Consider the following 12,555-nt stretch of genomic DNA (forward strand, 5'->3'; position numbering starts at 1 on the left):
TTCGATCTCATCATCTCAACCAGTGGAACCTATAGTAAGCACTTCAAGTTTTATTCATCCAAAAGTAAACTCTTTTTACCCTCTCTTTTTTTATTCCGTTCAACATAAACCCTTAATAGCAAAGCAATTCCTACCCACATACCAACAGCTCCTTCTCTAGGGTAGAACGTTTGACTCCCTATAGAAGCAATTAAAAATGCCCCTATTAATGCAAAGGAAGCACCTCCTGTAACTACATACAAAGGGTTTGATTTATCACGGAATAAACTCCAAGAGTATTTCAAGAACAGTAAATATAATAAAAATACTGGGAAAGCCGCTATAAAGCCATTATCTTGAATCCATTGTAAATACGAGTTATGAGGATGAGGAAAGCTATCAGATTCTCCATATAACTGCCTCATTTTCAGCGTAAGCCCTATGTTTACCATAGCATCTCTACCATAACCAAAGTATGGGGCCTCAATAATGGAATCCCATACTAATGGCCAAGCTAAATTACGGCCAGAAGTAACTTCATACAGATTAACTCCATCTTCTTCGAAATTCGTTTCTTGAGTTTGCATATTTTCATCAGGAGTGAAGCCAAAACTCAAACGCTCAACTGAAGATGGTGCAAAAGCAACCACTGCTACGTATATCAAAGGGACTAAAATAATATACTTACGCCATTTAAAGAGACAATAAACAAAACCTAAAAGAGCCCAAGTCCCATAACCTGTTCTACCTCCAGTCATTGCCATCGCAAGGAATATCATAAAACAACTAGGTAAAACAAACAGCCAGTAATGCTTCCTGCTCACTAATTCTTTTAAACAAAAGACTAACCAAAAAGCACCACTCATCATCATCGAGATATTAACTCTATGAAAGCCAACACTATCCGAAATAATCTTTAGTGCTTTATGTTGTAGCGCATCCCCACCTAAAGTCAATGAACCTAACTTCATTGCTTTAACGACTTGAAAGGCTAAGAAAATAAACATCAAAGCCAAAGAACCCAATGCAAAATTATATTGTTTTCGATTACGACAACCATCAAAAATAATCATGCTCGGCATTACCCACTTAAAACAATTAATCAAGTATTCGTTGATACTAGAGACCACTCCGGGTGGAGAGGCATTAATAACATCATACCATTCAAGGACACCACTGCGATCTGATAGGTATCGGATAACACTAAGTACAATAAAAAATGCATATACAAATAATAAAAAATTAATTTTACGAGGCATTTCCCAAAGTAGCTTTTGCTTTCTTCTATTAGAAAGCCAAGACAAAACGACATTTAGAAATAAAAAGTTCCAGTGATTTAATCCAGGTACTCCTCCAATAGCTTTCGGCATATCAGGGTGCTGAAAAATAGACATAAGTAGCACCAACCAACAGGCCCCACGAAACCAGTCCTTCCAAGCATAGACGCTTAAATAGGCAATGAGTAAGGTGAGTAATGTAATTCGAATCATAGTGAGTAACTTTATTTCTTATTTAAACAAAACAGCATATATTTTCTGCCAATGTTGCTCCACTTGAGAGACGGTGAATTTTTCACTACTGAGTAAAGCAGCCTTAGAAAATTCAGCTAAACAGTCCTCCGAATCAAATATCTCTTTATATTTCATAGCAAAGCTTTCGCTAGTCAGAGGATCAACAAGGTAGCCATTCCTTCCCTCTTCAATTAAATCCCCCAAATCACCTACATTTGAATTAATAGCAGGAAGTCCACACATCATCGCTTGTATAAGAGCTTGAGATAACCCCTCTGAATCAGAAGTTAATACAAAACAACGGGATTGTTGCAACCAATATTCAACATTATTTTGCCATCCAGCAAAATCCACATCATCAGCAATACCTAAATCGGCTGCCATTTTTTGCAATTTATCTTTATCCGGCCCATCTCCAACTATAACTGCATTTAATTCAGGGAATTCCTTTTTGGCAAGCTGTATCGATTCCAAAAATCGGTCCACTCTTTTTACTTCAGACAAACGGCCTATTAGAATTAAATCGTATTGCTTTTTTACTTCAGGCTTAGGATAAAATACAGAATTATCAAAACCGCCGGGTACAATTTCAAAATTTGTCGAGACACCTTTATTTTTAAAATAACGAATCGCTGATGTTCCCATGGATACAACAAGATCCATCTCGTTTACTGACTTAACTAATATTTTTTCTATAAAGTCATCTGATTGTCCAATTTTGTTAAAAATTCTATTTTCTGTGTTAACTCCCCCTCCAATGACCTCTCTAGGTCCACCACCACAAATATAGACTGATTTAGCGCCAATCAGTTTTGCTAAAACAACCACAAATAAACCATTTAATAAAAGATGGAAACCCACTAATACGTCAGGTCGCTTAGTGATAGCGATCCATGTAAAGTATAATAATCGCGCACCTACTTTTCCAAATAATGAACTTAACCATTTGGGTGCATATAGACCAGAAACCTTATCTATATTGGGTACTGAAGTAGATGCTACCATGCTTAAATGCTTACACGCCTCAGCATTAGCCATAGGACGTAAATGCGTGATTAACCAATGGTCAGAATAAAAAGTGCCCGTTGCTAATATAGTGAGTTGCTTAGTTTTTTTAGATTTATAAGGTATTAATTTGAATAGCTTTAATAACACATAATGCAAAATAAGTATTAGCCTTAACACCCATCGATAAACGTGTTGAAAAACATTAACTTTCTTATCAACCATTTTTAATTGTCCATTTTAGGAAACACTAGTCGTTCCCACTCAATTGAAATACTGGCTTGCTCCATAGCATTCTTATTATTAATCACTATTCGGTTGTGTTCTACCCCATTAATATAGAGTCGAGTTAGTTCAGGGTCATCAACATACCAAGTCAGCCCATTAAGATCTTCCCAGCTATAATCTGTATTAAGATAGATGTGGGTTTCCTCGCCTATGTATTTAACAGAGAAATCTAACTCTTCAACTGTTCGGTTATAGCCTAATAAACGGCGGGTAGTAGTCGTTAATATTTTTTTACCATTTTGATAGTCTGCTAACAACTCAAAGGCTTTTCTTGTTTCCTTTGTAAAAGGTTCCTCAATAGAGTGTACTTTGCCCAGGTGACTATAGAGGACGCTGCAACCTTCTTTTTCTACTAATGTATCTAACATTTTTTTTGTTAACACATGATGTATACCACGTGCTTGATCGAAGCAAGAAACGCCACCCCATGCAGGATTACAACGCATAAACTCATTAACTTTAGTGCCATCTATCAATGTTGTTTTACGTAGAACTTTATTCGCTTTATGCATCGCATATTTTTGATTTCCAAGCCGAGCAAGCCAACCTTTAACAAACTCTAACGTAATAGTTTTTAACGATGCTTTAATATACTGTTTATTAAATATACTTTGATAACTGCGTTTTGTATTTTGTGCAACGCAACTGGTCACCCTGCCTTTCCAAATGAAGGGCAAACCACCAGATTGTACTGTCAAGTCACAGTGGTAAGCTGTAGCGCCTTGTTCAGCGCCATGACCTTGCATAATATCGTTATCTAAATTGGTTGGCGCTTGTGCGTGGTCGACCCACACTTCAATTTTTCGCTTTCCTGATTGAATGATATTCCAATACTTTTCAATTGATGATCTGTCATCAACAAAATCACCAAATGAATGTAAACAGTCAATATGACCAGACTCAATCAAACGATGAATTTTATCTCTTCCATCGTCATCTGTATTGGTATAAGAAAAATTATGGCTAGGCATATCAAAATAGACAGTATTTCCAACCTCTAAACCAACCCCTTTTCCTAAAGACGTTTGTTCAGTTGTATTTAGGTACTTTGCCGTTTCAAAATAAATGTCTTTGTTAGGCGTTTCATCTAGATCACTACAAATCGCAAGCATTGCTTGGTAAGGATATGGGTACTTTCTTAGGCTAACCGTATTTTTTTTCTTCATGGTGATTGCAACTTAAATCGAGATAAACATTTCTTTCGTAGCTGTATTGGTACTAAGTAATAGAAGTAAATCGTTAAGGTAACAATACCTGCACAACCAAAAAACAACCACGCATTTAACCACTCACCTTGATTATATTCATTGCGCGATAAAGAAAGCAGGGTATAAAAAGGAATAATATAAAGAAATGGCTTAAGTAAACTATTGAAAATATAGGTTTTTAAAGAAAGCTTAAGCTCGTTACATGCATAAATAGGTACAATAATGCCATAAACAATATTCATTGGAATAACAAATAATAGAGCAGCCGTGGTTAGTTCCCATTGCTCAAGGCCCGTAAATAAAAGTCCTATCCCAAATAATACAAAAATCGTAACAAAAGCAAAAAGTGAGATACGGCCATGTTGATTCATGCCCATTAATATTCGAATAGAGGTATCTTGCCCCATTGGAAGTAGCTGCCCAATTGCTAAGATCATCACTAATGGCCATAGTGCATATTCAGCTCCCATCCAATAATGTAAAACAACATCGCCATAGATAAACAACAAGCCTAGAGTAGGTAGAGCAAAAGCAAAACTTAGTTTAGTAGTATTAATAAATAGTGCTTGAATTGCTTGCGCATCTCCAGCCCCCTGCATAGATCCTGTTGTAGGAGTTAGCATCAGAGTAAACTTCGTCATGAATGTTTTAATTTGCTTAGTTAACGCCATAGGACGAGCAAATATAGCAAGTGCAGCAGGACCAATAGAACTCACCAACATCACACTAATCGTTTGTAACAAAATGATAGGAGGGATATTAGATAACATGCTTTTAATGCCGAATTTCAACAACATTTTAGTTGTTTTCCAGTTTGCCATCTTTAAATTAAACTTAAACTCTTTACAAACTTTGTTAACAAATACAAATCTAAGAGATTGGAAAATGACTGTTGATATTAGATAACCAATGGCCATCCCTGCAACACTTAATTCAGTAAGGTAAAGCGCTAAAACCATTAAAATAATTGATAGCACACTATCACCGGCATGTAAGGCATTATGTATATCCCAACGATGATACCCAGTTAATAATCCACTTGCCGAACCAGAAGCCATTTGAAAAGCAACCCCAGCCCCTAAAAAAAGAATGACTAACTGAGCCGTATGCGTATTCTCAGCAAGGGTTTCGCCAAAATAAGGCGGCAGTAATAGGTAAAATAAAACGGTAGCCAACATCGCCACAGCAGCAAAGATTAACTGTACAAATAAAGCTGAATTGGCAACATAATTAAGTAAAGTTAATTCACCTGCACCTCTATGTTTTGCAACATAACGATTAAAACAAGCCCCCATTCCCAAACCAACTAAACTTAAATAACTAACAAAAGACCAACCAAAGTCCCATATACCCAAAGCCGCTTGCCCTACCTTATCATCCACCAAACGTGGCATAATAAAACCAGAAAAGATCAATACAAGCTGACTAGCCCAACTCACCATTAAGTTCCATGCAAAACGATCCTGCCCAGTTAAATCAGCTTTTTGTGGTTCCACTTTATCTGTCATTCGATTTATTCCAAATAACCAAGACGGCTATGGTAATCACCAGTGACTTGATAATAGGTTTGCAATTCCTCTTCACTCAATAAAGTTTTCCAACGATCATCTAACTGAATCACTTCAGAATCATCTAAGCGCATGCCATTCCCTACTACGTGATGTTCAACCGTTTTAAAATCTAAGCGTTTTTTAGCAGGGTCTACGCCAATAAAATTAAATAAGGTATCCAAGGTTTGCTCTGTGTTATTACATATATCCTCGTAATGCACTTGTATCCAGTTCTTTTTAGGCATGGTTGCTAACACCGCTTCAGTCTCTTGATTACACCGTACCCATTCATATGCACCAACCTCAATCCCTCTACCTTGCTCTTGTGTTTTTCCTGCCCCCCCTCCACGTAGTGTTGGATTTTTTGCATCGGCAAATTCTGACGGGTTTTTATAAGCTAAAGAAACACCTCTGCCATCGCGTACAACCCAAATCACTTTAACGTCTAAGTCAGGGTTCTTTAATAAATACTTCAATCGAATACCAATTTTTGAAGAATCAACGACGATATCAACACCTGCTTGTTCGGCGATTGAACGAGCATAATCAGCATTACGTTTTTGTAATAAAGGTAGATTTTTACGCCAAACTGGAGAGCAGCAAAGTAAAGTATCACGGACAAATTCCATCAAAGGAGAGCGTACCAAAGGTTTTAATAAACGCAATACATAGGGTGTTGCATCGGTTTTAATATCTGTTCCTGCCTCAGAAATACAAAAATCATGGCCTTTATCAGCCATTTTTTGAGTGACACCTTGCCAAAATCCACATTCGCTTACTAGCGTTTTACAAGAGCATAAATAACTCTCTTTTTCGCCTAAATTAACCGCTTTTAATTCACCTACACTACATAAATCAGGATGTGCACCTAACAGCATTGCTGTCATTGTAGAGCCTGAATGACTGGCCGCAGCCAGATAAATCAATTGTTGTTTTTTATTCGTCATCTATTATCTTCATGATTTAGCTGGCTTAATAAGCTCTTTAAGTAGCATTAAAATAAACAGAGTGTTGGTCACTAAATAACGTTTCCATAAACGCCCTGGCTCTTGTAACACACGATACAACCACTCCATCCCCATTTTCTGCCATATCAATGGAGCGCGTTTGACTTTACCTGCAAACACATCAAATGAACCACCCACGCCATGTACAACAGGGACTTTCATCACCTCTCCCCACTTGGCCATAAATTGCTCTTTTTTAGGAGAGGTAATCGCGACAAAAAGCACATCTGCTTTAGCTTCGGCAATTTTTTCAGCAACTTGTTGCTGCTGTTCATCAGAAAAGTAACCATTTTGTCGTCCAGCGATCACAACACCTGGATAATGCTGATTAATTTGTCGCTCAATCTCTTCAGAAACCTCTTCAGTTGCACCAAGGCAAAATACACGATAACCAGCAGTATTACCTCTTTCTAAAATACCATGCATCAGATCGATACCTGCGACCCGCTCAGGCAGCTTTTTATTAAGGATTTTACTGGCAAGTACCACGGCACTTCCATCAGCTAAGATTAAATTGGACGAGAGTACATCTTCGCCTAGTGCCGGATTTCGTTTCATATTCACAACCTTAGCGGCATTCAACATACCGACGTGTAAAGATTGTTTAGAAGTGATACATTCATGAACAACATCTAATGCCTGAGACATTCCCATGGGATGTATATTAATACCAAACATAGTTATGGTAGGTTGTTGTACTTGATAGCGTGTGAAAGGGTCTTTTGAAGGGGACTTGTCTGCGTTCACTTAGCCTCTCCTTAGCGTATATGATGGCTTAGCCAATTAACATAACAGTAGTTTTTTGTGTTGTAAATCTTCCTATATTTTTAATGTATTATTTTTCACATAAAACATTAAAAAGCTAGCCTTAATAGGTATTTACTGCACTTTCAAGGACATGAAAATGACAAAAACAGATTATTTAATCAGCCTAGATTATGAACTTTTTTTTGGTAAAAATACCGGCTCAGTAGAAGACTGTATGATCACACCAACTAATCAATTATTGACTGTTTTAAATAAGTATAATAGTCGAGTTTGTCTTTTTGTTGATGCTGGTTTCTTAGTTAAGTTAAAAGAGTACGCAAAAAACTACCCTGAATTGCAACAACAATATAATGATATTAAACAGCAACTATTAAGCCTATCTAAAGCAGGTCATGATATACAGCTGCATATTCATCCTCATTGGGTAGACAGCACCTACGATAAAAACGGTTGGAATATAGAAACTCGACGCTATCGCTTACACGATTTTTCAGACCTTGAAATTGATCAGATTGTACGTACATATAAAGCAGAATTAACATCTTGCACTTTACAGCCAATATTTGCATATCGTGCTGGAGGTTGGTGCTTACAACCCTTTGATAGGTTAGCTAAAGCTTTAGCAAGTAATGGTATCTGGTTAGATAGTACCTTATTTAATCAAGGTTACTCATCTGACCCTACCCGCTATTTTGATTTTACTGATATGCCACAACAGGCTTATTGGACTTTCTCTACAGACCCTTTACAACCAGATCCTAAAGGGCAATTTTTAGAAATCCCGATTAGTGCCTTCAGAACCTCTCCTTGGTTCTTTTGGAAATTAGCTTTCCATAAGAAGCTATCAAGCAAACAGTTTAAAAGCTTTGGTAATGGACAAGCCATGGTCGCCAATAAACAATATTATATCGACAGATTAACAAAAGCGACCTTTGGTCCAGTGATGATAGATGGTGCTAAAGCTGGCCAGTTAGAAAGTGCATTGCGCGCTCATAATAAACAGCAACCGAATGCTATCTTTAATATTATGGGGCACCCTAAAAGTCTTGCCCCCTACTCCTTAACTAAGTTGGATCAATTTTTAAATAATCATCCCCAACTACAATGTAAAACCTTCCAAAATTTTAGACACCTTATGCCTAGCATGGCTAGCAATATTTAAATTACTTTTAAAACTCTGCCCCGTTAACCCAGTGCTCGATCATTCAAACACTGGGTAAACTTGGTTTATTCAGATACAGCAGCCCAATGTTTTTGGACCTCTTCATCGTCAGGTAACAATTCCAAGGCTTTTTTAATCAGAGGCTTGGCTTCTTCTTTTTTCCCGGCTTGATATAAAATCCAACCGTAAGTATCTAAGATAGCAGGGTTATTAGGATCTATTTGATAAGCTCTAGCGGCTAAGGCTTCAGCTTTAGGATCGTTGTCTAATGCATATAACCAGGCTGCATTATTTAGGCTAGTTAATTCATTAGGCGCAACACTTAATACTTTCTCATAGGCGCTAATTGCAGCTTTATTATCGCCTTTTCGCTGCAGAGCCATACCGCTATTTAAATTAGCGTATAAACTGGCTGGTGATGCAACTAACCATTGGCTTAAAAATGCTTCTGCCTTCGCTTTATCTGTTCGTTGATAAACCTTATACAACTCAACAGCCACTTGATCATTATTCTGTTTATTCCACTCATCTGATAATAGTTGTTCAGCCGTTGCATCATCCTTTTGTGCTAATGATAATTGTGCTTTTAACACTCCCACCTGCGGATTATCAGGCAACATAGCTTCAATCTGTTTTAATACTTTATCAGCTTCAGTAAATTGACCAGATAATGTCTCGATGGCAGCTAATCTCATCAAAAACAGAGGTTGAGTTGGAGTCAATTGTAACTGTGCCAAAGTCAGCTCTCTTGCACTGGTATAATCTTTAGAGCGGATAGCAGCAATAATTCTTTGATTACTAATCTGTTGCTGTAATGTATCCCCTTTATCCACCAGATCGACTGGAAGATTAATCGCTTTTTTAATCATTTTATCAGCATCAGCGAATTGCTTTTTCTGGTACTGATAATCAGCTAACACCAATGCTAATACGCTAGGGTTATGTTTAGCAGATAACCGCTCTTCAATCTTAAGAGGATCTTGTCTTTGTTGCTGCACGCTGATCACGGCACCGTAATAGGCTTTTACTTGTTCAGGGTATAAATCAATAATCTGATTATAATAGGTGAACGCTGACAACCAATCTTGCTGTAACTGTTTACTTTGTGCTAACCCGTAGTAACCTTGTACATCATCAGAGGCTTTAATTATTTGATTAAAAGATTGTTCAGCTAGCGCATACTGTTGACGGTATAAATAATAGTTAGCAATAAGTAAACGCGTCCCGACTGCATCGCCTGGTTTCTCTGCTTCATTCTTAATAAAACGATCAGCTTCCTCGATCTGTTTCATCTCTAATAATTTTTTCAAATAAGCAGTTTGTAAAGATAAGTCAGTACTATTTTTGGCTAGCCCGGCAGATAACAGATCTAATACCGCTTGATCTTCCCCTGGTGATTTTTCATTTAAATAACTACTTTCTAATAAGGTTAACTTAGGTGAATTAGGAAAGAGATTTTTAATACGTTGTATAGCAACATCAGCTTTATCGAACTGTTTCTCACCAATCGCAGCAATGGCATACAAGGTTAATGTATCTAAACGTTCTTCATATTCAATCACGCCATCAAGAATATTTAACACATCACTACTTTGGTTGAGTTTAAGCTGTGTCATGGCATAGATTTGCGTTAACTGAGGCGTATTCACTTCTGGATCGATCATACCTGTTAAGTACTTTTCAGCGCCAGTTACGTCCCCTTCTGTATACAAAATAACACCAAGCATGGTTGAGGCTTTTTTATTTTTAGGGTCTAGTTCCAAGATTTTATGTAATGCTTCTTTCGCTTCACCTAATTGCTTACGTTTATAATACTCCTGCGCAGAAACATAGTATTCGTTGATGGTTGTTGCTGTAGGGAACTCATCACTCAATATGCGAGAGTATAATAACGCCTCTGAACTACGTCCTTGTGACGTTAAAATAGAGGTTAATGCTTTAAGAATATTGATACGCTCAGGTGTGAAGATATCTGACGAAGGCAACTCACTTAACGCAAAAGAGAGTGTACTTTCAGCTTGTTCTATCTCGCCTTTTTCCAGTAGTAAAAAGCCTTTTAACATTAATGCTTCAGTGTTTTTAGGCTCGGTTAACATTGCTTTTTTTAATAGCGATAGTGCTGCTTCTTTATCATTAGTGCCTGCTGCAATTCTAGCTTCACCAATAAAGCCTTCACTTTCAAAGCCTGGCTCTGTTTGTAATTCTGTAAACATAGATAAGGCTTGATCAGGCTTATCTTCTAGCAGTAATAACTTAGCTTGTAATAACTTAAAGCTATCTCCTTTTGTCGATAGCAGATCAGACTCTTGCTCAATCAGTTTTCTTGCTGAAATCACTTTTTTAGTACGTTGATAAGACTCTAATAGCAACAGGTAAAAATCAGCGTCTTTATCACCTTGATAGCGGTTTAACACGTCTAAAGCTTGATTCGATTGCCCCAGCTTATTATAAACTTTAGCCAAAATAACAAAGCCATCCTGATGTTTAGGATAAAGAACAATGGCATTGTTCGCAGAGTTAATAGCAGCTTTAAACTGGCTTTGATCTAAATAGGTTTTACCTTGTTGGCTATATTGAGCCAACTCTGCGACATTTTCAGTATTCGAATCTTCATTACATGCAGTAATGAATAAGCTGCTCGCTAATAGCAGAGAACTAAAGGTGACAGTAGATGATTTTTTCATTTTCTTCCCTTATAAAAGGTAATTGAAATAGCTTTATAATTATTGCATATCGTATTTTTTCATCAGGTCATACAAGGTCGGCCTTGTAATTCCCAGCGACTTAGCCGCAGCACTAATATTATGATCAGAAGCAATCAATGCTTGCTTTAATGCATTCACTTCAGCATTGCGTCGAATCTCTTTAAGGTTTAATGGCGCTGGCTCTTCATTAACTAACCCTAAATCTAATGCGCTGATATATTTCAAGTCACACATGATCGCCGCACGCTTGATTTTATTTTCCATTTCTCGGACATTACCTGGCCATGTATGGTTTTCAATCCCATTCACCGCATCTTCAGAAAAACCAACAATTTGTAACTTTTGCTTTTTAACGTATTTATTTAATAAATATTTAGCCAATAATAACTTATCTGAGCCACGCTCTCTTAATGGCGGAATATCTATTTGTATTTCAGCAATACGATAATAAAGATCTTCCCTGAACTCTCCTGACTCGACTAATTTATCGAGGTCTTTATGCGTTGCACAAATAATGCGAGTATCAATATCAATTTGCTTTCTTCCACCTACACGTTCAATCACTCGCTCTTGTAAAAAACGTAATAATTTGGCTTGTAGATGCAATGGCATATCACCGATTTCATCAAGAAACAGTGTGCCTTTATGAGCTAATTCAATTTTACCTACCGTGCTTTTAACTGCACCTGTAAAAGCCCCTTTTTCATAACCAAACAATTCACTTTCAATCAAGTTTTCCGGAATTGCTGCACAGTTAATAGCCACCATCTTATTATCTTTACGTAGGCTCAATTGGTGCAACGAGTTTGCAATGACTTCTTTGCCTGTACCACTTTCCCCAATAAGTAAACAAGATGCATCGGTTGGAGCTATTTTCTCTACCATATTACAAATTTTTAGCATCTTAGTATCACTAGCAATTAACCCATTTAACATCGATTCTTGTTGATTGCTTAATTGCCTGTTTTTTTCTTCTAAATGATAAATATGAAAGGCACGTTGTACGATCAGATCTAAAGTATCTGGTTCGACCGGTTTAGCATAAAAGTCATAGGAGCCTAATTTTACCGCCTGCATTGCATGCTCATTGCCTTCATTTCCCGTCATCACAATGATTTTCATATGCGGGCTTAAGTGCAACGCTTGTTGCAGTAATTCGAAACCTTCTGTCACCCCATCTTCATCTGGTGGCAGGCCTAAATCTTGAATCATCACCTTAGGTTCATGCAAACGTATTGCTGAAATAGCTTCTTTTTGGTTAGCAGCTGTAATGACATTGTAGTCAGCAAAGTGCCACTTCAATTGAGTTTGTAACCCCAGATCATCTTCAACAATCAATAATGCATCTGCTTTGTTATTTTTCAATCTTCAA

Annotated in this window: 9 protein-coding genes; 1 reads left to right on the plus strand and 8 read right to left on the minus strand. The window is 37.3% G+C overall.

What is annotated here, in order from left to right:
• Positions 1-50: 50 nt before the first annotated feature.
• The 6 genes from DS885_RS01270 to DS885_RS01295 all read right to left on the minus strand — a co-directional run bounded on the left by DS885_RS01270 (position 51) and on the right by DS885_RS01295 (position 7,295).
• Positions 51-1,373 carry an O-antigen ligase family protein gene (locus DS885_RS01270; protein WP_258546815.1) on the minus strand — a complete coding sequence of 441 codons (1,323 nt, stop codon included), beginning with the start codon at positions 1,371-1,373 and terminating at the stop codon, positions 51-53.
• Positions 1,374-1,487: 114 nt separating this feature from the next.
• Positions 1,488-2,720 carry a glycosyltransferase gene (locus tag DS885_RS01275; protein WP_113817594.1) on the minus strand — a complete coding sequence of 411 codons (1,233 nt, stop codon included), beginning with the start codon at positions 2,718-2,720 and terminating at the stop codon, positions 1,488-1,490.
• Positions 2,721-2,722: 2 nt separating this feature from the next.
• Positions 2,723-3,949 (minus strand): hypothetical protein, encoded by a 1,227-nt coding sequence (locus tag DS885_RS01280; protein WP_113817595.1) that lies wholly within the window; start codon positions 3,947-3,949, stop codon positions 2,723-2,725.
• Positions 3,946-5,499, minus strand: a complete 1,554-nt coding sequence (locus tag DS885_RS01285; protein WP_113817596.1) for a lipopolysaccharide biosynthesis protein — start codon at positions 5,497-5,499, stop codon at positions 3,946-3,948. The genes DS885_RS01280 and DS885_RS01285 overlap by 4 nt, the downstream gene beginning before the upstream one ends.
• A 5-nt stretch (positions 5,500-5,504) precedes the next feature.
• Entirely contained in the window at positions 5,505-6,488 is a 984-nt protein-coding gene (locus DS885_RS01290; protein WP_113817597.1) for a hypothetical protein, read from the minus strand.
• Between the two features lie 9 nt (positions 6,489-6,497).
• The gene (locus DS885_RS01295) at positions 6,498-7,295 is read right to left on the minus strand and encodes a WecB/TagA/CpsF family glycosyltransferase (RefSeq protein ID WP_258546816.1); all 798 of its coding nucleotides are present in this window, start codon (positions 7,293-7,295) and stop codon (positions 6,498-6,500) included.
• A 157-nt stretch (positions 7,296-7,452) separates the two neighbouring features.
• Here DS885_RS01295 and DS885_RS01300 point away from each other — a divergent pair, with 157 nt between their 5' ends.
• On the plus strand, positions 7,453-8,478 hold the full coding sequence (locus DS885_RS01300; protein ID WP_113817598.1) for a hypothetical protein: 1,026 nt from the start codon (positions 7,453-7,455) through the stop codon (positions 8,476-8,478).
• A 65-nt stretch (positions 8,479-8,543) separates the two neighbouring features.
• Here DS885_RS01300 and DS885_RS01305 read toward each other — a convergent pair whose 3' ends face one another.
• Positions 8,544-11,162 carry a tetratricopeptide repeat protein gene (locus tag DS885_RS01305; RefSeq protein ID WP_113817599.1) on the minus strand — a complete coding sequence of 873 codons (2,619 nt, stop codon included), beginning with the start codon at positions 11,160-11,162 and terminating at the stop codon, positions 8,544-8,546.
• Between the two features lie 39 nt (positions 11,163-11,201).
• The gene (gene prsR / locus DS885_RS01310) at positions 11,202-12,548 is read right to left on the minus strand and encodes a PEP-CTERM-box response regulator transcription factor (RefSeq protein ID WP_113817600.1); all 1,347 of its coding nucleotides are present in this window, start codon (positions 12,546-12,548) and stop codon (positions 11,202-11,204) included.
• Between the last annotated feature and the right edge of the window lie 7 nt (positions 12,549-12,555).

Origin of the sequence: Psychromonas sp. B3M02 (genome assembly GCF_003318165.1) — a bacterium.
Lineage (GTDB): Bacteria > Pseudomonadota > Gammaproteobacteria > Enterobacterales > Psychromonadaceae > Psychromonas.